The 22,617-nt window shown below is 49.8% G+C and carries 14 protein-coding genes, 2 tRNA genes, 3 rRNA genes and 1 pseudogene; 8 read left to right on the forward strand and 12 right to left on the reverse strand.

The window, feature by feature from the left end; all coding sequences use genetic code 11:
* Window positions 1-22 precede the first annotated feature (22 nt).
* The 6 genes from CWC46_RS00885 to CWC46_RS00910 all read left to right on the forward strand — a co-directional run bounded on the left by CWC46_RS00885 (window position 23) and on the right by CWC46_RS00910 (window position 5,980).
* Window positions 23-688, forward strand: coding sequence for an amino acid ABC transporter permease (locus tag CWC46_RS00885; protein ID WP_021014079.1), 666 nt, complete (start codon window positions 23-25; stop codon window positions 686-688).
* A 145-nt stretch (window positions 689-833) separates the two neighbouring features.
* Complete coding sequence (locus tag CWC46_RS00890) at window positions 834-1,529, forward strand: CTP synthase C-terminal region-related (seleno)protein (protein ID WP_021014078.1); 696 nt, start codon at window positions 834-836, stop codon at window positions 1,527-1,529.
* A 299-nt stretch (window positions 1,530-1,828) separates the two neighbouring features.
* Window positions 1,829-2,854 carry an amino acid ABC transporter substrate-binding protein gene (locus tag CWC46_RS00895; protein WP_037381078.1) on the forward strand — a complete coding sequence of 342 codons (1,026 nt, stop codon included), beginning with the start codon at window positions 1,829-1,831 and terminating at the stop codon, window positions 2,852-2,854.
* A 75-nt stretch (window positions 2,855-2,929) separates the two neighbouring features.
* Window positions 2,930-4,108 carry an amino acid ABC transporter permease gene (locus tag CWC46_RS00900; protein ID WP_021014076.1) on the forward strand — a complete coding sequence of 393 codons (1,179 nt, stop codon included), beginning with the start codon at window positions 2,930-2,932 and terminating at the stop codon, window positions 4,106-4,108.
* A gap of 13 nt (window positions 4,109-4,121) precedes the next feature.
* Window positions 4,122-5,210 (forward strand): amino acid ABC transporter permease, encoded by a 1,089-nt coding sequence (locus tag CWC46_RS00905; protein ID WP_021014075.1) that lies wholly within the window; start codon window positions 4,122-4,124, stop codon window positions 5,208-5,210.
* An 8-nt stretch (window positions 5,211-5,218) separates the two neighbouring features.
* A complete protein-coding gene (locus tag CWC46_RS00910) occupies window positions 5,219-5,980 on the forward strand; it encodes an amino acid ABC transporter ATP-binding protein (protein ID WP_021014074.1) in 762 nt (253 codons plus the stop codon).
* A gap of 58 nt (window positions 5,981-6,038) precedes the next feature.
* Here the strand turns inward: CWC46_RS00910 and CWC46_RS00915 are convergent.
* From CWC46_RS00915 to pepQ, 10 genes and pseudogenes are all read right to left on the reverse strand, one after another.
* Window positions 6,039-6,700: pseudogene (locus CWC46_RS00915) on the reverse strand (ROK family protein); the annotation flags it as partial.
* A 126-nt stretch (window positions 6,701-6,826) separates the two neighbouring features.
* A 5S ribosomal RNA gene (gene rrf / locus CWC46_RS00920) occupies window positions 6,827-6,942 on the reverse strand.
* A 111-nt stretch (window positions 6,943-7,053) separates the two neighbouring features.
* Window positions 7,054-10,144 (reverse strand): 23S ribosomal RNA (locus CWC46_RS00925).
* A gap of 201 nt (window positions 10,145-10,345) precedes the next feature.
* A tRNA-Ala gene (locus CWC46_RS00930) sits at window positions 10,346-10,421 on the reverse strand.
* 100 nt (window positions 10,422-10,521) lie between these two features.
* Window positions 10,522-10,598: transfer RNA gene (locus CWC46_RS00935), tRNA-Ile, on the reverse strand.
* A 69-nt stretch (window positions 10,599-10,667) separates the two neighbouring features.
* Window positions 10,668-12,210, reverse strand: a 16S ribosomal RNA gene (locus tag CWC46_RS00940).
* The 16S, 23S and 5S rRNA genes sit together here with 2 tRNA genes alongside, the layout of an rRNA operon.
* A 386-nt stretch (window positions 12,211-12,596) precedes the next feature.
* Window positions 12,597-13,136: a menaquinone-dependent protoporphyrinogen IX dehydrogenase gene (gene hemG, locus CWC46_RS00945; protein ID WP_021014041.1), complete on the reverse strand. Its 540-nt coding sequence runs from the start codon at window positions 13,134-13,136 to the stop codon at window positions 12,597-12,599.
* Between the two features lie 19 nt (window positions 13,137-13,155).
* Window positions 13,156-14,607, reverse strand: coding sequence for a Trk system potassium transporter TrkH (gene trkH, locus CWC46_RS00950; protein ID WP_021014040.1), 1,452 nt, complete (start codon window positions 14,605-14,607; stop codon window positions 13,156-13,158).
* 40 nt (window positions 14,608-14,647) lie between these two features.
* Complete coding sequence (locus CWC46_RS00955) at window positions 14,648-15,262, reverse strand: IMPACT family protein (RefSeq protein ID WP_021014039.1); 615 nt, start codon at window positions 15,260-15,262, stop codon at window positions 14,648-14,650.
* Window positions 15,262-16,593 carry a Xaa-Pro dipeptidase gene (gene pepQ / locus CWC46_RS00960; RefSeq protein ID WP_021014038.1) on the reverse strand — a complete coding sequence of 444 codons (1,332 nt, stop codon included), beginning with the start codon at window positions 16,591-16,593 and terminating at the stop codon, window positions 15,262-15,264. The genes CWC46_RS00955 and pepQ overlap by 1 nt, the downstream gene beginning before the upstream one ends.
* A gap of 181 nt (window positions 16,594-16,774) precedes the next feature.
* Between pepQ and fadB the strand changes: the two genes are divergently transcribed.
* Both fadB and fadA read left to right on the forward strand, forming a co-directional pair.
* Complete coding sequence (gene fadB / locus CWC46_RS00965) at window positions 16,775-18,964, forward strand: fatty acid oxidation complex subunit alpha FadB (RefSeq protein WP_021014037.1); 2,190 nt, start codon at window positions 16,775-16,777, stop codon at window positions 18,962-18,964.
* An 11-nt stretch (window positions 18,965-18,975) separates the two neighbouring features.
* The gene (gene fadA / locus CWC46_RS00970) at window positions 18,976-20,139 is read left to right on the forward strand and encodes an acetyl-CoA C-acyltransferase FadA (RefSeq protein ID WP_021014036.1); all 1,164 of its coding nucleotides are present in this window, start codon (window positions 18,976-18,978) and stop codon (window positions 20,137-20,139) included.
* 143 nt (window positions 20,140-20,282) lie between these two features.
* Here fadA and fre read toward each other — a convergent pair whose 3' ends face one another.
* Together fre and ubiD are read right to left on the reverse strand one after the other, a co-directional pair.
* Window positions 20,283-20,984: an NAD(P)H-flavin reductase gene (fre, locus tag CWC46_RS00975; protein WP_021014034.1), complete on the reverse strand. Its 702-nt coding sequence runs from the start codon at window positions 20,982-20,984 to the stop codon at window positions 20,283-20,285.
* Window positions 20,985-21,037: 53 nt separating this feature from the next.
* A complete protein-coding gene (gene ubiD, locus CWC46_RS00980; RefSeq protein ID WP_021014033.1) occupies window positions 21,038-22,534 on the reverse strand; it encodes a 4-hydroxy-3-polyprenylbenzoate decarboxylase in 1,497 nt (498 codons plus the stop codon).
* Window positions 22,535-22,617 lie beyond the last annotated feature (83 nt).

The raw sequence follows: 22,617 nt of genomic DNA on the forward strand, positions 1-22,617 counted from the left end.
ATTGATATTGGAGCTATTTTAGATGCCATCATGGCTACAACTCATGGCAAACTCCTTTTGGAGTTTGCTGTCTGCCGGACTTAAATTTACTGTCCCTCTTGCTATTTTCTCTTTCATTTTCGGATTAGCGCTGGGAATTACTCTCGCCCTAGTCCGTTTGTATGGCCCTAAGCCACTGAAGTTAATAGGCGATTTCTACGTATGGGTGATCCGTGGTACACCATTGTTAGTACAGCTATTCCTGATCTTCTATGGATTACCGAGTGCCGGTATCACGCTGGATGCTTTTCCGGCAGCGTTGATTGGATTTAGCCTTAGTGTAGGTGCCTATAGTTCAGAAATTGTGCGCGGGGCAATCTTGTCAGTACCAAAAGGCCAGTGGAATGCAGCGTATTCATTAGGGATGAGTGGTTCACAGGCGGTTCGTTGGGTGATATTTCCACAATCGGTGTTTGTCTCGCTACCGCCGCTGTCCAATACCTTTATCTCCTTGATTAAGGACACGTCCCTCGCGGCTGTCATCACCGTGCCCGAAATGTTTCTGTCCGCACAACGGATTGTCTCAGTTACCTATGAGCCACTGATTCTGTATATCGAAGCGGCGCTGATTTATCTGATGTTCAGTACCGTTTTAAGCCAGTTACAGGTGCGGCTTGAAAAACATTATCAACGTCATATCGTCCACTGAGTTGTTTGGTGATAACCGGCGTCTCTGACATCCCCATTCATGGGGATGTTATTACCATTATCTTCAACCATTCTGTTCAACACATCTCATCGCGACAAACCGATTTTCTTGCTGTAGCATTCTTTTTTACCAGCCGGAGATTGTTATGAAACTCACGATTAAAATCGCGCTGATAGGTGACTATAATGTGGCTGTCACCGCCCATCGAGCTATCCCATCAGCACTCGAACTGGCCGCACGCCATCTCAACCTCACGGTCAAATACCAATGGCTAAGCAGTGAAACCCTTTCATCTACTACGCTGTTAAAGCGATTTGATGCGGTATGGTGTATTCCTGCCAGCCCATATCGTAACGATGACAATATCCTCGCCGCGATCCGCTTTGCTCGGGAATCGCAGATGCCCTTCCTTGGCACCTGTGGCGGCTGCCAATATGCCCTGCTGGAATATGCACGTAATGTGCTCCAATGGCAGGATGCCAATAATGCTGAGGTAACACAGGAAGGCCGCCTGGTGATCACACCATTACAATGCGAACTGGTTGAAAAACAGGGTGATATCCATCTCGATCCCGAGTCACTCATCGGCAGAGCTTATGGGGTAGTTGATATTACAGAAGGCTACCGTTGTCGTTATGGTATTAACGAAGACTTTCGTGCCGAATTTCAGATGGCTACCCTGAACGTTTCCGGCATAGATAACGAAGGCGATATCCGCGCCATTGAGTTATCCGATCATCCATTCTTTGTGGGTACCTTGTTCCAGCCGGAACGTGCCGCACTAAAAGGGATAGCACCGCCTGTAGCAATCGCCCTCGTTGAGGCAGCATTGGTACACTAAAAATCAACATTTATCGTTATAGCACCAGAGCGGGGCATTTATATAACAATGTTCTGTTTTGGTGCATTCCATACCTTTGATTTATCCCTCCATACCTATTATTTATGTCTTCCGAGTGCTGATACGATTTAATTCCCCCGCCCATGAAATAATAATAACGACTTGGCATTATTTTTGCTTTTCTAGTGATGACGGCACAATGTCTATAGAACATAGAGCCGACAGACAGGGTAGGCGAAGTAAAACTGCGCCAAAAAACACAACAACACATAACTATTAACTAGGCTCATACGATGATTATGAAAAAAGTGATTATGTCTACACTGGTTGCCAGTGCTTCACTGTTTGCCTTCATCAATCAGGCACATGCTGGCGCAACGCTGGATGCGATTCATAAAAAGGGGTTCGTACAGTGTGGCATAAGTGATGGACTTCCCGGTTTTTCGTATGCCGATGCCAAAGGCAAATATACCGGTATTGATGTTGATATCTGCCGGGGTGTTGCTGCCGCTATTTTCGGTGATGCCACCAAGGTCAAATACACACCTCTGACAGCAAAAGAACGCTTCACTGCGCTACAATCCGGTGAAGTAGATATCCTTTCCCGTAATACCACCTGGACCTCATCCCGTGACGGTGGAATGGGTTTCCTGTTTGCTGGTGTTAACTACTATGACGGTATCGGCTTCCTTACCCATAGCAAAGCCGACCTGAAAAGCGCTACGGAGCTGGATGGTGCCACTGTTTGTATTCAGGCGGGCACTGACACCGAGTTAAACGTGGCGGATTACTTCAAAGAGCACCACATGAAGTATACGCCAGTTACGTTTGATCGTTCTGACGAGAGTGCTAAAGCGCTGGAGTCCGGCCGTTGCGACACACTTGCTTCCGACCAGTCACAGTTGTATGCCTTGCGTATCAAGCTGAGCAAACCAGCAGAATATGTTGTACTGCCAGAGGTTATCTCCAAAGAGCCTCTGGGACCGGTCGTTCGCCGTGGCGATGATGACTGGTTCTCCATCGTACGCTGGACACTATTTGCCATGCTCGACGCAGAAGAAATGGGCGTAACGTCCAAGAATGTCGACCAATTGGCCGCTAAGCCGACTACCCCAGACATGGCGCACCTGCTGGGTGCAGAAGGTGACTTCGGTAAAGATCTGAAACTCCCGAAAAACTGGGCGTATAACATCGTTAAACAAGTGGGCAACTACGGTGAAGTATTCGAACGTAACGTAGGCCAGGGCAGTCCTCTGAAAATCAAACGTGGCCTGAACAGATTGTGGAACCAAGGTGGCATTCAGTATGCTCCGCCAGTTCGTTAATCCTTCCTGCTAAAAAAACCAGGTACGGCTGCATAGCCAGCCGTACCTCTGTTTTATCGTTACTGAGGCTCCGACATGCTGCAACGCCCAACTGTGAAAGGTGATATTTCACTAACTAATCCAGCGGTGCGCGCCTGGTTGTACCAAATCATTATTGTTATTGCCATTTTGTTTATAGTGATCTACTTGCTGCATAATGCCGTTACCAATCTGGACCGGAGTGGTATTAGATCAGGTTTTGCTTTTCTGCATGACAACGCCGGTTTTGGCATTATTCAGCATCTGATTGACTATCAGGAAGGCGATACCTATGGCCGCGTATTTTTTATCGGCCTGCTCAACACCTTATTGGTATCTGTCATCTGTATCATTTTCGCATCGCTACTGGGATTCGTAGTAGGGTTATCCCGTCTTTCTGACAACTGGCTGCTGCGTAAACTCTCCACTATCTACATCGAGACGTTCCGTAATATTCCACCGCTGTTGCAGATTTTCTTTTGGTATTTTGCGGTACTACGCAATCTGCCAGGGCCGCGTCAGGCATTCAGTGCTATGGACGCATTTTTTCTGAGCAACCGTGGTCTGTATATTCCAGCCCCCGGCCCTGGTCCCGGCGCATTACCGGCAGCCTTGGCGCTTATTATCGTGTTGGTACTGACTATTGTCATAAGCCGCTATAACAACCGCTATCACGCGCTAACAGGGCAACATCGCAGAACCTGGCCAATCCCACTGGTTGTATTGTTCATCCTGCTGGGTTTGTCTCATCTGGCTTTTGGTCATGCGATCCACTGGGATTTCCCGGCATTAAAAGGCTTTAACTATCGGGGAGGAATAGTACTGATTCCAGAACTGGCCGCACTGGCACTGGCGCTTTCGGTATATACCTCATCATTTATTGCCGAGATTATTCGTTCCGGTATTCAGTCTGTCTCTCATGGGCAGCATGAAGCCGCGCTGTCACTGGGTATTCCCAAACCAGTTACATTGCGTAAAGTCATTCTTCCCCAGGCATTACGCGTCATCATTCCACCACTAACCAGCCAATATCTGAATGTGGTGAAAAACTCCTCATTAGCCGCAGCAATTGGCTATCCAGACATGGTGTCTCTGTTTGCTGGTACCGTACTTAACCAGACTGGACAAGCAATTGAAACCATTGCCATGACGATGTCGGTATACCTGATTATCAGCCTGCTGATTTCGTTACTGATGAATATCTACAACCAGAAAATCGCCTTAATTGAGCGCTAGGAATAGGGTGATTATGATTACGAACACACCATCCAATCCAACACCTATCCACAGTGCTATCGCCTGGAGCCGGCGCAATCTGTTTTCCAACGTGACCAACAGCCTGCTGACACTGTTTTGTCTGTGGCTGCTATGGCAACTGATTCCACCGCTGCTGAACTGGACGATCTTCAATGCCAACTGGGTTGGGACATCACGTTCCGACTGTACCCGAGACGGGGCCTGCTGGGTGTTTATTCATGCCCGGTTTGGTCACTTCATGTATGGGTTGTATCCGACAAAAGAGATCTGGCGCATCAATTTCGCACTAACACTCGCACTGATCAGTATTCTGCCAATGTTCTGGAGTAATCTGCCCCGTCGTGGACGCTATATCGTTTGCTGGTGCGTCATTTATCCCGTGCTGGCATGGTGGCTGTTACACGGTGGAGTCGGTGGCCTGCCTCTCGTTGAAACCCGTCAGTGGGGTGGGCTTACACTGACAATAATTATCGCTGCCATAGGGATTGCTGGTGCTTTACCACTGGGAATACTTCTGGCATTGGGACGCCGTTCCCAAATGCCAGTGATACGGATACTCTGTGTTGTCTTCATCGAGTTCTGGCGCGGTGTGCCGTTAATTACCGTGCTGTTCATGTCATCAGTCATGCTGCCATTGTTCTTAACAGAAGGCACCAACATAGACAAACTATTACGTGCGCTGGTTGGTGTCATTCTGTTCCAGTCAGCCTATGTAGCAGAAGTGGTTCGCGGTGGCTTGCAGGCACTCCCCAAAGGCCAATACGAAGCGGCACAATCTTTGGCTCTGGGCTACTGGCGTATGCAGGGGCTGGTTATTCTGCCACAAGCACTGAAAATGGTTATTCCCAGTCTGGTGAATACCATTATTTCATTGTTCAAAGATACCAGTCTGGTCATCATCATCGGGCTGTTTGATTTGTTCAGCAGTATCCAACAGGCGACGGTCGATCCAGCCTGGCTAGGGATGTCAACGGAGGGCTATGTCTTTGCTGCCATGATCTATTGGATCTTCTGTTTCAGTATGTCGCGTTATAGCCAATATTTAGAAAAACGTTTTAATACCGAACACACGTCTCATTGAGGTCATCCATGAACCAGGATTCTTTAACATCGTTTTCCGATTGCATGATCGCACTGGAAAATGTGAATAAGTGGTATGGGCAATTCCACGTACTGAAAGATATTAGCCTGCGGGTAAAACAGGGCGAGCGTATCGTTCTGTGTGGGCCATCCGGCTCTGGAAAATCAACGACAATACGCTGCATCAACCATCTGGAAGATCATCAACAGGGTCGCATCGTTGTTGATGGCATTGAGTTGAACGGCGACAGCCGTAATGTCGAAAAAATCAGAACAGAAGTCGGCATGGTGTTCCAGCATTTCAACCTGTTCCCCCACCTGAGCGTATTACAAAACTGTACATTAGCCCCATGCTGGGTACGCCATATGCCAAAAAAGGAGGCGGAAGAACTGGCAATGCATTATCTGGAACGAGTTCACATTGCAGCACATGCCCATAAATTTCCAGGACAGCTTTCGGGTGGCCAACAGCAGCGCGTGGCGATCGCCCGTTCATTGTGTATGAAACCTAAAATTATGCTATTTGATGAACCCACTTCTGCACTGGATCCAGAAATGGTGAAAGAAGTATTGGATACCATGCTCGGTCTGGCAGAAGATGGCATGACCATGTTGTGTGTAACTCATGAAATGGGCTTTGCTCGCACAGTTGCCAATCGCGTTATCTTTATGGATCAAGGTGAGATTGTCGAACAGGCGCCGCCGGATATTTTCTTCTCTAACCCACGCTCAGAACGGACCCAAATGTTCCTGTCACAGATACTTCATTAAACTACCCGAACCGGCCGGCTATGTCATCACTCATGTCTGCCGGTTCGATTGTCGAACATTATTTCAGCAGAACCTCATATTGAGGATTGAATTCATCGAATATCGGCAGGGCCGCCGCGCCCAACGCTACAGTACCGGTACCGGTCATCCCGATCCTGAGCCGCTGGTCGTCGCGATATTTACTACGCACCGAGCACAATAACGGATGTAACCGGTCGACAATTTTTTTCACCAGCGATTGCGGCATCTGGCCACCGATAATCACCGCTTCCGCGTCAAAGATACATTCAATGATATTGATTCCCTGACGGGCGGCAGGCAATGCCGACTCAACCCAGCGGTCGAAACGGCTCTCGTCCACCCCAGCAGATCCCCAGGCATGGCGGTCATCGGATCGAGTCCACAGGCTTCGCAGGCCGACTGCAACGAAAGATAGCGCTCCAGGCAACCATGATTACCACAGGCGCAGGCGCGACCAGACGGCTGCACCACCATATGGCCGATCTCACCAGCATTGTGGGCATGACCAGTATAAATATGGCCGTCGGTAAAAATGCCGGCACCCAGCCCGGTTCCGATATAAAGATAAATAAAGGAATCCAACTTTTTGGCCACACTGTGAAAACGCTCGCCGATAGCCACCACTGTGGCGTCATTCTCCAGAGTGATCGGTAAACCAGTAGCCGCCGACAATTCCGCTACCTGGTCCCCCGATAAGGTGTGATCATTGAATGACAAATTGCAACAGGCTATCACCCGCAATGCAAAAAACCACCTCCTGGGAGATGGTTTAAGCCGATAATGAAAAAGCCCTCTGCTTTCACAGAGGGCTTCGTCTTGTTGAATGCCTGGCAGTTCCCTACTCTCACATGGGGAGACCCCACACTACCATCGGCGCTACGGCGTTTCACTGCTGAGTTCGGCATGGGGTCAGGTGGGACCACCGCGCTATCGCCGCCAGGCAAATTCTGTTTCATCCCGACCGTCACACTCCCGCGCAACCATCAGAACCAATCTCGGAACATCGCTGAAAATATCTTTGCGTCTCTCTTCCAAAACACCTTCGGTGTTGTAAGGTTAAGCCTCTCGGGTCATTAGTACTGGTCAGCTCAACGCATCGCTGCGCTTACACACCCAGCCTATCAACGTCTTCGTCTTAAACGTCCCTTCAGGGGCCTTTAAGGCCCAGGGAAGACTCATCTCGGGGCAAGTTTCCCGCTTAGATGCTTTCAGCGGTTATCTCTTCCGCACGTAGCTACCGGGCAATGCAATTGGCATCACAACCCGTACACCAGTGGTGCGTTCACTCCGGTCCTCTCGTACTAGGAGCAACCCCCCTCAATCTTCCAACGCCCACGGCAGATAGGGACCGAACTGTCTCACGACGTTCTAAACCCAGCTCGCGTACCACTTTAAATGGCGAACAGCCATACCCTTGGGACCTACTTCAGCCCCAGGATGTGATGAGCCGACATCGAGGTGCCAAACACCGCCGTCGATATGAACTCTTGGGCGGTATCAGCCTGTTATCCCCGGAGTACCTTTTATCCGTTGAGCGATGGCCCTTCCATTCAGAACCACCGGATCACTAAGACCTGCTTTCGCACCTGCTCGAGCCGTCACTCTCGCAGTCAAGCTAGCTTATGCCTTTGCACTAACCTCCTGATGTCCGACCAGGATTAGCTAACCTTCGTACTCCTCCGTTACTCTTTGGGAGGAGACCGCCCCAGTCAAACTACCCACCAGACACTGTCCGCAACCCGGTTCACGGGCCCACGTTAGAACATCAAACATCAAAGGGTGGTATTTCAAGGTTGGCTCCACGCAGACTGGCGTCCACGCTTCAAAGCCTCCCACCTATCCTACACATCAAGGCTCAAGGTTCAGTGTCAAGCTATAGTAAAGGTTCACGGGGTCTTTCCGTCTTGCCGCGGGTACACTGCATCTTCACAGCGAGTTCAATTTCACTGAGTCTCGGGTGGAGACAGCCTGGCCATCATTACGCCATTCGTGCAGGTCGGAACTTACCCGACAAGGAATTTCGCTACCTTAGGACCGTTATAGTTACGGCCGCCGTTTACCGGGGCTTCGATCAAGAGCTTCGCCTTGCGGCTTACCCCATCAATTAACCTTCCGGCACCGGGCAGGCGTCACACCGTATACGTCCACTTTCGTGTTTGCACAGTGCTGTGTTTTTAGTAAACAGTTGCAGCCAGCTGGTATCTGCGACTGCGCAACGCTCCGTCCGCCAGGGACTTCACCTCGCACAGCGTGCCTTCTCCCGAAGTTACGGCACCATTTTGCCTAGTTCCTTCACCCGAGTTCTCTCAAGCGCCTGAGTATTCTCTACCTGACCACCTGTGTCGGTTTGGGGTACGATTCGATGTTACCTGATGCTTAGGGGCTTTTCCTGGAAGCGTGGCATTTGTCACTTCGACACCGTAGTGCCTCGTCATCACGCCTCGGCGTTAATAGCGCTCCGGATTTGCCTGGAGCACCCACCTACACGCTTAAACCGGGACAACCGTCGCCCGGCCAACATAGCCTTCTCCGTCCCCCCTTCGCAGTAACACCCAGTACAGGAATATTAACCTGTTTCCCATCGACTACGCCTTTCGGCCTCGCCTTAGGGGTCGACTCACCCTGCCCCGATTAACGTTGGACAGGAACCCTTGGTCTTCCGGCGTGCGGGTTTTTCACCCGCATTATCGTTACTTATGTCAGCATTCGCACTTCTGATACCTCCAGCAATCCTCACAGACCACCTTCAACGGCTTACAGAACGCTCCCCTACCCAACGGACATATCCTTAAGTCAACTCGACGTAATCAACGCATTGACGTCGCGGCGCTCCGTCAATCGGTTTTCGCATAATTGTCTTAAGTGATATGTCCGCTGCCGCAGCTTCGGTGCATGGTTTAGCCCCGTTACATCTTCCGCGCAGGCCGACTCGACCAGTGAGCTATTACGCTTTCTTTAAATGATGGCTGCTTCTAAGCCAACATCCTGGCTGTCTGGGCCTTCCCACATCGTTTCCCACTTAACCATGACTTTGGGACCTTAGCTGGCGGTCTGGGTTGTTTCCCTCTTCACGACGGACGTTAGCACCCGCCGTGTGTCTCCCGTGATAACATTCTTCGGTATTCGCAGTTTGCATCGAGTTGGTAAGCCGGGATGGCCCCCTAGTCGAAACAGTGCTCTACCCCCGAAGATGACTTCACGAGGCGCTACCTAAATAGCTTTCGGGGAGAACCAGCTATCTCCCGGTTTGATTGGCCTTTCACCCCCAGCCACAAGTCATCCGCTAATTTTTCAACATTAGTCGGTTCGGTCCTCCAGTTAGTGTTACCCAACCTTCAACCTGCCCATGGCTAGATCACCGGGTTTCGGGTCTATACCTTGCAACTTGACGCCCAGTTAAGACTCGGTTTCCCTGCGGCTCCCCTATTCGGTTAACCTTGCTACAAAATATAAGTCGCTGACCCATTATACAAAAGGTACGCAGTCACCCCACCCCAAAGCACTCACCGCTTGTCTTGTGTGTTGGGCGTCGCAAAAGACGCGCCGCCACCGCGATGCTGCTGTTGCGCTGCCTTCATCACCAGAGAATGCTTTGGTGGTGGGGCTCCCACTGCTTGTACGTACACGGTTTCAGGTTCTGTTTCACTCCCCTCGCCGGGGTTCTTTTCGCCTTTCCCTCACGGTACTGGTTCACTATCGGTCAGTCAGGAGTATTTAGCCTTGGAGGATGGTCCCCCCATCTTCAGACAGGATATCTCGTGTCCCGCCCTACTCGTCGAACTCACAGCAAGCGCATCTTTGTGTACGGGACTATCACCCTGTACCGTGCGACTTTCCAGACGCTTCCACTGATGCACAAACTGATTCTGGTTCTGGGCTCTTCCCCGTTCGCTCGCCGCTACTGGGGGAATCTCGGTTGATTTCTTTTCCTCGGGGTACTGAGATGTTTCAGTTCCCCCGGTTCGCCTCATGTCACTATGGATTCATGACATGATAGTGTGTCGAAACACACTGGGTTTCCCCATTCGGGTATCGTCGGGTATAACGGTTCATATCACCTTGCCGACGCTTTTCGCAGATTAGCACGCCCTTCATCGCCTCTGACTGCCTAGGCATCCACCGTGTACGCTTAGTCGCTTAACCTCACAACCCGAAGGTGTCTTTTTCATAAAGAGCAAGACCACCTCGCGCTGCGATTATTTGAGAGACTCTGATACAGCCAACTCCCGCCATCAAGGGCAGGTTTCGCTGTATCGTTTCAATTTTCAGCTTGTTCCAGATTGTTAAAGAGCAAAATACTTCACAGCATACTGTTGCCAATATACTCTGAAGTCTTTTTTTGTATGGTGGAGCTATGCGGGATCGAACCGCAGACCTCCTGCGTGCAAAGCAGGCGCTCTCCCAGCTGAGCTATAGCCCCATCGCATGAAAACCTTTACACAAATTTCCGTCAGGCAAGGCCTCATTCTCGACACAGACTCTCGCCCGTGACAAAAACACAACACAGCATGGAAAGAAATTGGTAGGCCTGAGTGGACTTGAACCACCGACCTCACCCTTATCAGGGGTGCGCTCTAACCACCTGAGCTACAAGCCTATAAAGGTATTTCTGCTCGTACTTCATCAGACAATCTGTGTGAGCACTTCACACAACGGCTATCTTTGGTAAGGAGGTGATCCAACCGCAGGTTCCCCTACGGTTACCTTGTTACGACTTCACCCCAGTCATGAATCACAAAGTGGTAAGCGCCCTCCCGAAGGTTAAGCTACCTACTTCTTTTGCAACCCACTCCCATGGTGTGACGGGCGGTGTGTACAAGGCCCGGGAACGTATTCACCGTAGCATTCTGATCTACGATTACTAGCGATTCCGACTTCATGGAGTCGAGTTGCAGACTCCAATCCGGACTACGACGCACTTTATGAGGTCCGCTTGCCCTCGCGAGTTCGCTTCTCTTTGTATGCGCCATTGTAGCACGTGTGTAGCCCTACTCGTAAGGGCCATGATGACTTGACGTCATCCCCACCTTCCTCCGGTTTATCACCGGCAGTCTCCCTTGAGTTCCCGCCATTACGCGCTGGCAACAAAGGATAAGGGTTGCGCTCGTTGCGGGACTTAACCCAACATTTCACAACACGAGCTGACGACAGCCATGCAGCACCTGTCTCTCAGTTCCCGAAGGCACAAAACTGTCTCCAGTCTCTTCTGAGGATGTCAAGAGTAGGTAAGGTTCTTCGCGTTGCATCGAATTAAACCACATGCTCCACCGCTTGTGCGGGCCCCCGTCAATTCATTTGAGTTTTAACCTTGCGGCCGTACTCCCCAGGCGGTCGACTTAACGCGTTAGCTCCGAAAGCCACGGCTCAAGGCCACAACCTTCAAGTCGACATCGTTTACAGCGTGGACTACCAGGGTATCTAATCCTGTTTGCTCCCCACGCTTTCGCACCTGAGCGTCAGTCTTCGTCCAGGGGGCCGCCTTCGCCACCGGTATTCCTCCAGATCTCTACGCATTTCACCGCTACACCTGGAATTCTACCCCCCTCTACGAGACTCTAGTCTGTCAGTTTTGAATGCAGTTCCCAGGTTAAGCCCGGGGATTTCACATCCAACTTAACAGACCGCCTGCGTGCGCTTTACGCCCAGTCATTCCGATTAACGCTTGCACCCTCCGTATTACCGCGGCTGCTGGCACGGAGTTAGCCGGTGCTTCTTCTGCGGGTAACGTCAATGAAACACTCTGTTAAAGTGCTCCCCTTCCTCCCCGCTGAAAGTACTTTACAACCCGAAGGCCTTCTTCATACACGCGGCATGGCTGCATCAGGGTTTCCCCCATTGTGCAATATTCCCCACTGCTGCCTCCCGTAGGAGTCTGGACCGTGTCTCAGTTCCAGTGTGGCTGGTCATCCTCTCAGACCAGCTAGAGATCGTCGCCTAGGTGAGCCATTACCTCACCTACCAGCTAATCCCATCTGGGTTCATCCAATGGCGTGAGGCCCTAAGGTCCCCCACTTTGGTCTTGCGACGTCATGCGGTATTAGCTACCGTTTCCAGTAGTTATCCCCCTCCATCAGGCAGATCCCCAGACATTACTCACCCGTCCGCCGCTCGCCGGCGGGGAAGCAAGCTTCCCCCCGCTGCCGCTCGACTTGCATGTGTTAGGCCTGCCGCCAGCGTTCAATCTGAGCCATGATCAAACTCTTCAATTTAAGATTTGTTTGATGTGCTTCCGAAGAAGCGATGCTCAAAGAATTTATAACTGTCTATTCGTAATGAATTTACTGTCAGTCACTCTTCAAGTCTTTTCGTATTGATTACGATAGGGTCCTGTGAGTGCCCACACAGATTGTCTGATTATATTGTTAAAGAGCGTTCGTCGCGGCGCTGCCGCCGACGTGAGGTCGCGTATACTACGCCATCCTCTTGCAGAGTCAACGAATAATTCGTTTTTCCCGGCCTGACTCTGCGTTGTGTTGTTCACCAGCGCCGGGTCAGTGGAGGCGCATTATAGGCACTTCTCCTGGCCTGACAAGGGGTAATTGCAAAAAAAATCACAAGTGCGTTTTTTTTCACCGATGCGCGGGAATAAACCACGTTATGCTGATCTTTTCAGTGCTATTTGTCCAAACTCTTGAGCAAATCGCGCGACCTGTTCCCAATCAGTATATTCGATTTCTTTTGTACTATCCGTTTCTCCCCCCGTCATGTGCATGATCAGTTGGATCATCACGCGGTCAAACCAACGGTAGTTCGGATAACGTAATGCACCAGCGAAGACAGCTCCCAAGTCAGGTTGCCAAGGCGAACGTAGCAGAAACTTACGTGTATAAGCATTAGTTTGTAGTGATCTTTTTTCAGGTTTGCGGGCAGTTAAATTTACTGAAAAAAAAGCACTCGGTTTTTGCTGCAATAAGGAGAGATGCTGGTGAATAAACTTTTTCAGTGAAGGATGAAAATGGCCGTACCGTATCGAAGCACCAATCATGATTTGATCATATTTCCCGATATCGACTTCATGGGTATTGAGGATATTAACGACATCGCACTCCAACGTACCTTTTAATATGGTAGCAATATAAGAGGCTATCGATCTCGTTTGCCCATCTCTACTAGAAAACAATATTAACGCTTTCATTGCACCGAGTCCTCTTCCGTTATTCCCGCCAAAAAGTAGGAGTAAATAGTACCAGCAGTGTGAATACTTCCAGACGGCCAAACAACATTGTTACGATCAAAATCCACTTTGCACCGTCATTCATGGAAGTAAAATTATCAGCTACCGCACCCAGCCCAGGCCCGAGGTTATTCAATGTCGCCGCTACAGCAGCAAAAGCGGAAAAATCATCGACGCCAGTCGCAATAATAGCCAGCATACTGACAATAAATACCAGTGCATAAGCTGAAAAAAAGCCCCATACGGCTTCGAGTATACGCTCCGGTAACGCTCGATAACCAAGCTTAATAGTATAAACCGCATTCGGGTGCACTAAGCGCTTCAGCTCTCGGGAGCCTTGCAAAAACAGCAGCAAAATACGAATAACTTTCAAACCACCACCAGTGGAACCGGCACAGCCACCGATGAACGCCGAGCATAGTAACAGAACAGGCAAAAACAGTGGCCAGTTTGAAAAGCTTCCAGTAGTGAAGCCCGCCGTCGTTGCCATCGACACTACCTGGAAAAAAGCCTGATTTAGTGTTTCGATACCGCTTTTATACACATCATGGAACCACAGTATTACAGTACAGATAACCACCAGTGATATCTGTACGCTAATAAACATACGGAACTCGGAATCACGCCAATAGACTTTCAGGCTTCGACCACTGAGTACAGCAAAATGCAAACTGAAATTACAGCCTGAAATCAAAAGGAATATGGCAATGATCGTGTTAATGGTCGGACTATTGAAATACCCGATACTGGCATCATGAGTAGAAAATCCACCAATAGAGATGGTTGAAAAGCTATGGCTGATAGCATCAAACACCGACATTCCGGCCAGCCAGAGTGATATCGCACAGATGATGGTCAACAGGACGTAAATCAGCCACAGTGTTTTAGCCGTTTCAGCAATGCGCGGACGTATCTTGTTGTCTTTCAATGGTCCTGGCATTTCGGCACGATAAAGCTGCATCCCTCCGACACCGAGGATTGGCAGAATAGCCACTGCCAGCACAATGATTCCCATCCCCCCCATCCATTGCAGCATTTGCCGATAAAACAGGATGGCTTTCGGCATCGAATCCAGCCCCACCAATGTGGTTGCACCTGTCGTTGTCAGACCAGAAAAAGACTCAAAGAAAGCATCCGTTACCGTCATACTGGGATGTTCGGCGAAGAGAAAAGGCAATGCGCCTACGCTACCCAACACCGTCCAGATAAGCACCACTATCAAAAATCCCTCGCGGGTTTTGAGTTCATGCTTTTGCTTGCGATTGGGCAACCACAGGATAAGACCGATGATCAGAGCGACGATAAATGTCTGAGTAAAAGCCCGACCGGCACCATCACGATAAATCAGGGCGACCAACCCGGGAATAAACATCGTTCCGGAAAAAAGCATGACCAGCAGGCCAACAATGCGGGTTATGGCACGCAAGTGCATTACAGATGCCTTCCTTATGGTTCAATAAACAACGCTGGGACTATTGTGAAATTGGCAGTAAATGTAACACCCCACGGCTAATATCACGCAACCTCATCTCAGCTTCATCTACAGTATGGACGGGGAGAGCCAGCCGGATCCTAACGTCCGCGCCATACTCGTTTGATACTATTTTTCCCCCCAGATAATGCACTATTGACTCAACCTGGGGTAGTAGTGAATATTTGCACTGCAGGTGATACTCTTGCAGCAATATCTTCTGCTTTAGTACCAGCAGCTTTAATGCCTGCTGGACGCCACCGCCATAAGCCTTTACCAAGCCTCCGGTTCCCAGCTTCACCCCACCATAATAGCGCACGACAACAGCGGTAATTTCACCGACACCGCTGCCCATCAGTTGCGCCAATATAGGTTTACCGGCTGTACCGGCAGGCTCACCATCATCAGAAAATCCAAGCTGCTGGGAATCATTAGGCGCACCCGCGATAAATGCCCAGCAGTGATGAGTGGCTGCCGGATGATGCTTCCTGATGCCTTGAATAAAGGCCTTGGCCGCATCAATACCGTCAGTAGCGCTTAATTCTGTGATAAAACGGCTTTTTTTAACTTCTTCGCTGTAGCTGACCGCAGAGACAGGAACTGGATAAACAAGCATCAGTTCAGATTCAGCGCCCGAGTTATATTCTCAACGCGATTCTCATGCATCACGATATTATCTTCAATGCGAATACCGCCAAATGGCTGCAATGCATCAATTTTCTGCCAATTAAAATACTGGCGGAAATTACCGTGACGCCATGGTTCCAACAGCGAATTGATAAAATAAAGCCCTGGCTCAATTGTCAGAACCATACGGGGTTCAAGAATACGGGTGCAACGCAGGTACGGATGCTGGGTGGGTGCCGCCAGCGATGTACCGGTATCGTCCTGCATAAAACCGGCGACATCATGCACCTGTAATCCTAGCGGATGCCCCAACCCATGTGGCAGGAACGGGCTGGTTATCCCTGCATCAACTATGGCTTCTTCGCTCATATCACTCACCAATTGATGTTTTTTCAACAAACTGGCGATACGGTGATGCATCTGAAGATGGTAATCAGTGTAACGGACACCCACCTTCATGGTTTCAATCAATGCTTGCTGTTCATGGTTTAAATCCTTCACCAAAGCAGCAAACTCATTGTCACTCTGAGCAGAATAAGTGCGGGTGATATCCGCCGCATAACCGTTGTACTCTGCGCCGGCATCAATCAGGAAACCACGGGTTTTCGCAGGTGCCCGATGTTCCAGTTGAGTGTAATGCAATACAGCGGCATGTTCATTTAACGCCACTATATTACTGTAAGGCACATCGGTGTCACGGTGGCCGGTGGCCGCCAGATAGGCCAGATTAATATCGAACTCACTCATACCAGACTGAAAAGCATCATATGCAGCACGATGGCCTGCAACCGCCGTTTTCTGCGCTTCACGCATGCAGGCAAGTTCATAATCGGTTTTATAGGCACGATAGTAATGCAGATAATCCAGCACACCTTGCGGATTAATATTTTCCGGATTAAAACCAAGCGTCAGTGCACGTTGTGGAACATAGCCGATATAGGCGACTCGCTGGAGTGGTGTCGGCAACAATTGACCAATATCATCGACACGATGCAATGCAGTCATATCAATGTCATTAGTCCAGAAACTTTCCGGCATCGGGGCAACGTTATGCCAGTAATCAACCGGAGAGTAAAACCACAGTTTTGGTGGGTTAACACCGTCCACCCATAACCAGCAATTAGGCACTTGTGTCACCGGCAACCAGGCTTTGAACTGTGGGTTAACCTTGAACGGGTACTCATGATCATCCAGAAACACCGTCAACAATTCTCCGGAATGAATCAGTAAAGCATCAAGATTATGACGCGCCAAAACGGCCTGCGTACGTTGCTGCAAGGTCACCAAATGTTGCTGATACAGAGAAGTCATCGTTTCCATCAGAATCTCCATTGATAACAGTGAATTCTTCATTTTAACACAGTGGCACAATGACGGCATTGCCCTGCGCTTTGTGATCTTTTCGGCAAAAAATTAATCACTTATTTGCATTTTATTAACATCAAATCCACAATTTTAGTGTTTGGTCATACCAGCCAACTTGCTTAATCTGGAGACAGAGATGCTTTATCAAGGCGAAAACCTCTACGTTAACTGGCTTGAAGATAGCATTGCTGAGCTGGTGTTTTCTGCGACAGGGTCAGTTAATAAACTGGATATACAGACAGTCAGTAGCCTCGGTGCTGCTCTGGATATACTGGCACTACAGCATGATCTAAAAGGTTTGGTACTGCGTTCGGATAAACCCACATTTATTGTCGGGGCAGATATTACCGAATTCCTCTCTTTATTTGCGGCCCCTAAAGAAAAACTGCATCAATGGCTGACGGATGCAAATGACATTTTCAGCCGTCTGGAAGATTTGCCAGTACCGACGATTTCTGCCATCAAAGGTTATGCTCTGGGTGGCGGCTGCGAATGCGTGCTGGCAACCGATTTCCGCATTGCCACTGCGGATATACGAATCGGCTTACCGGAAGTGAAGTTGGGGATCATGCCCGGCTTTGGCGGTACGGTTCGACTGCCTCGTTTGCTGGGTGCGGATAGCGCACTGGACATTATCGCCGCAGGTAAAGATATCGGTGCTGAAGCGGCACTGAAAGTTGGCCTGGTTGATGCCGTCGTCGCAGACGATAAACTGGTTGCGGCGGCGTTATTCATGTTGCATCAGGCAATTGAAGGAAAGTTGAACTGGCGTGCTTATCGCGCGCCCAAACTGGTACCGCTAAAACTCGGTAAAGTTGAGGCCGCCATGAGTTTTGCTACGACCAAAGCCATGGTGATGCAAACCGCTGGGAAACATTATCCCGCCCCGATCACTGCGGTAAAAACCATTGAAGCGGCAGCGGGTTTGTCCCGTGATGCCGCCCTGCGCATTGAAACAGAGAATTTTGTCGCCCTCACACAAACTGATGCAGCCCGTACTCTGGTGGGAGTATTTCTGAATGATCAGTATGTTAAGGGAAAAGCGAAAAAACAGGTGGGGAGTACTTCCGCCCCCAAAGAGGCCGCCGTCGTAGGTGCAGGGATCATGGGTGGCGGTATCGCCTACCAGTCGGCATTAAAAGGCGTTCCCATCCTGATGAAAGATATTAATGAAACCGCGCTGACACTCGGTATGAACGAGGCGGCCAAACTACTGAATAAGCAACTGGAACGCGGAAAGCTCAATGGCGTAAAAATGGCGGGTATTTTTTCCAGCATTCATCCCACATTAAATTACATCGGTTTTGAACATGCTGATGTGGTCGTCGAAGCCGTGGTAGAAAATCCCAAAGTGAAAGCCAGCGTATTGGCTGAAACTGAATCCCACGTCCATGAAGATACAGTTATCGTGTCCAACACTTCGACCATTCCGATTGTGAAACTGGCCCAGGCACTGAAGCGACCACAGAACTTCTGCGGTATGCATTTTTTTAATCCGGTTCACCGGATGCCGTTGGTAGAAATCATTCGTGGTCCGCAAACTGACGAAAAAACCATTTCCCGTGTTATCGCCTATGCGCTCCACATGGGGAAAACCCCTATCGTGGTAAATGATTGCCCGGGATTTTTCGTTAACCGTGTCCTGTTTCCTTACCTTGCTGCTTTCAGTTTGCTGATGCGTGATGGCGCGGATTTTCGTGAAATTGACAACGTGATGGAACGACAGTTTGGCTGGCCAATGGGGCCGGCATACCTGCTGGATGTCGTGGGAATCGATACGGCCCATCATGCTCAATCTGTTATGGCAGAAGGCTTTCCCTCACGTATGGACAAAAATTACCGCGACGTTATTGACGTGTTATTTGAACATCAGCGGTTTGGTCAAAAAAATGGGGTGGGTTTTTATCGTTATCAGACCGACAACAAGGGTAAACCACATAAAGAATCCGATGAGAACATTGATGAGCTGCTGGCCACAGTTTGTCAGGCACGTCGTCGGTTCAGTGCCGAAGAGATCGTCTCCCGCCTGATGATCCCGATGATTAACGAAGTGGCGCTCTGCCTGGAAGAAAACGTGATCGCCAGTCCGGCTGAAGCGGATATGGCGCTGATCTACGGCCTGGGATTTCCTGCGTTCCACGGTGGAGCCTGCCGCTATTTCGACACCCTGGGCAGCGCGCGTTATCTGGAGATGGCTCAGCCACTGTCACACATGGGGCCGCTCTATCAAATTCCTGAAAGTGTGCGGCAAAAAGCCAGAAATAAAGAAGGTTATTATCCGACTGTCGTGCCTCACGCCGACATCTCCCATCGTCAACCAGCATAAGGTTTATATTTATGGAAAAAGTAGTGATTGTTGACGCTGTGAGAACCCCAATGGGGCGATCCAAAGCGGGAGCATTCCGTCAGGTACGATCTGAGGATCTATCTGCACATCTGATGCGCAGTCTGTTAAGCCGAAATCCTGCGCTGAAAGCGGACAGTATCGACGACATTTACTGGGGCTGCGTGCAACAAACACTGGAGCAGGGATTTAATATCGCCCGTAATGCGGCTCTGCTGGCAGAAATTCCTCATACCGTACCCGCCGTGACGGTTAACCGTTTATGTGGTTCTTCCATGCAGGCGCTACACGACGCAGCGCGGGCCATTATGGTAGGCGATGCCCAGGTTTGCCTGATTGGTGGTGTTGAACATATGGGCCATGTGCCTATGAGCCACGGTGTGGATTTTCATCCTGGTCTGAGCAAAACGGTGGCAAAAGCCGCTGCCATGATGGGGCTGACAGCAGAGATGCTGGCACGAGTGCACCATATCAGCCGTGAAATGCAGGATGCATTTTCCGCCCGCTCCCATCAGCGTGCCTATGCTGCCACACAGTCCGGTGCGTTCCACAAAGAAATCATTCCCACTACCGGTCACAATGCCGATGGGGTTTTACTGTATTTTGAAGATGATGAAGTCATCCGTCCTGATACCGACATTGCCACTCTGGCAGCACTTAAACCCGTATTTGACCCGATAAACGGTACCGTAACTGCAGGTAGTTCATCCGCGCTTTCCGATGGCGCAGCAGCCATATTGATGATGAGTGAATCCCGCGCCAGCGCCCTGGAATTAGCGCCAAGAGCATACATTCGTGCGATGGCCGTTGTGGGTTGCGAACCCTCTATTATGGGATATGGACCCGTGCCAGCCACACAGTTGGCACTGAAACGCGCCGGGCTGAGCATTAGTGATATTGGACTGTTTGAGCTGAATGAAGCCTTTGCTGCACAAACGTTACCGTGCATAAAAGATCTGGGTTTACTGGATGTGATGGACGAAAAGGTAAACCTCAACGGTGGGGCCATCGCGCTTGGTCATCCACTAGGATGCTCTGGAGCGCGTATCTCTACTACACTAATTAATCTGATGGAACGGCATGATGTCCAATTTGGCATAGCCACCATGTGTATTGGTTTCGGCCAAGGTATCGCCACTGTTTTTGAACGTATCTGATGGTGTAAACGCTACACGTTGTAGCCCATTATAAGAAACATGGGGATGAGGTTCACGAAGGACACCTCCCCCGGCGCCAGATATCTCGGTTGAATAACCGACCCACATTACATCAAGATATGTTCCCGCCAGAAAACGGGGATTCAGATAAAAGCAAAGGCATCACTGAACATATGCGCCACCAGCGCTCCGCGCTCATTGCAGAAACGTTCACGAGCAATCTTTGCCATCTCAAATCGACCGGCAATATAGATATCATACTCGGCCAATGAGCCAAAATCCTGTAGTACAGCGCTTAAAACCGTACCCGCTCGGCCATGCCAATGCTCGTCCGGTTGCTCAACAACCGGAATCACCTTCAAATTGGTATGCTGAGATGCCAGCGATTCCAACTCAGCCAAATCATACAGGTACTTGCGTTCACGACCGCCCCAATAAAAAGAGATTGAACGCTCCGGCTGCTGCGCCAGCGCCGTTAACAAAATGGAACGCGTATAAGAAAATCCAGTCCCACCGGCAATCAGTATCAATGGGCGATCGCTCTCCTCACGGAACCAGGCATCCCCATAAGGAATATCAACTATCAGGGATTCCTCTTTCAGGATGCGCTCCATTACCGCCATCGCATACAGATTCAGTTCAGAGGCCCCGATGTGTAGTTCAATAAAATTCTTTTCCATTGGTATGGAAGCCATTGAGAATGGGCGTTTATCCCGTTCATCCATCACTACCATTAAATACTGACCGGCACGGAAGGAAAAAGGGGCTGAAGGCAATAAACGCACCCGGAAAACCGTATCAGTTATTGCTTCGACCGAAGTCACTTTACAGCTCAATGTTGTCATGCGTTCCCTCTATCGGGTCATCAAAGCAAAATGGGGAACAGGGCAATGGCGAATTAACGTCGTTTACCGCTGTCACTAAAAATGGACAAATCATCCCAGATAGCATCAACACGGGCACATACCTGGGGATCTTTTGTAATTGGATGTCCCCATTCACGTTGTGTTTCGCCTGGCCATTTGTTGGTAGCATCCAGCCCCATTTTGGAGCCTAATCCAGAAACCGGTGAAGCAAAATCCAGATAATCAATAGGTGTGTTTTCAACCAGAAGCGTATCACGAGCGGGATCCATACGCGTAGTTATCGCCCAGATAACATCTTTCCAGTCGCGGGCATTAATATCATCGTCACAAACAATAACAAACTTGGTATACATAAATTGCCGCAGGAAAGACCAAACACCCATCATCACCCGTTTAGCATGTCCGGCATACTGCTTCTTCATAGTAACCACCGCCAGACGGTAAGAACAACCCTCTGGAGGAAGATAGAAATCAACAATTTCCGGAAACTGCTTTTGCAGAATCGGGACAAAAACTTCGTTCAATGCCACACCCATCACAGCCGGTTCATCCGGTGGACGCCCAGTATAGGTTGAATGGTAAATCGCGTCCCGCCGTTGGGTGATATGTGTGACGGTAAACACCGGGAAGTTATCCACCTCGTTATAGTAACCGGTATGATCGCCATACGGACCTTCAAGCGCCAACTCTCCGGGTTCAATATAACCTTCAAGCACAATTTCAGCATTGGCGGGAACATCCAAATCATTGGACAGACATTTCACGACTTCAGTTTTGTAGCCACGCAGTAAACCCGCGAAAGCATACTCTGAAAGAGTATCCGGTACAGGTGTCACCGCCGCCAAGATCATCGCCGGGTCAGCACCTAACGCCACGGCAACCGGGAAACGTTTCCCCGGATGTTCCTGACACCACTCCTGATAATCCAGCGCACCGCCACGGTGGGATAACCAGCGCATAATAAGCTTGTTTTTCCCTAATACTTGTTGACGGTAAATAGCCAGATTCAGCCGATCCTTAAACGGACCGCGGGTGACCGTCAATCCCCAGGTGATCAGCGGAGCAGCATCCCCCGGCCAGCAGTGCATCACCGGAATACGGCTCAAGTCCACGTCATCCCCTTGCCATACAATCTCCTGACAAGGTGCTTCAGATAAACGTTTTGTCGGCATATTAAGCACTTGACGAAACGTAGGCAGTTTATCCACCAAATCTCGAAAACCGTGTGGTGGCTCCGGTTCTTTCAAAAAAGCCAGTAACTTGCCAACATCACGTAATGCGCTGACATCTTCCTTCCCCATTCCCATTGCAACACGTTTAGGTGTACCAAACAGGTTGCAAAGCACCGGCATATTATAACCTTTGGGTTTTTCAAACAGCAGCGCAGGGCCTTCAGCCCGCAGGGTACGATCAGCAATTTCAGTCATTTCCAAATAAGGATCAATAGGCTGATTAATGCGTTTTAATTCGCCTTTCTCTTCAAGCAGGGAGAGAAACTCACGTAAGTCACGGTATTTCATGCTGATCATCTGAGTAGTCGAAGGTGCCTCTATTATAAAGTCTCTTCGACATGCTGTCGCTCCTGGTGCCGCTATTTATCCCGGCTTTCTTT

It is taken from the genome of Prodigiosinella confusarubida (assembly GCF_002847015.1).
In the GTDB taxonomy this organism is placed as follows: Bacteria; Pseudomonadota; Gammaproteobacteria; order Enterobacterales; family Enterobacteriaceae; genus Prodigiosinella; species Prodigiosinella aquatilis.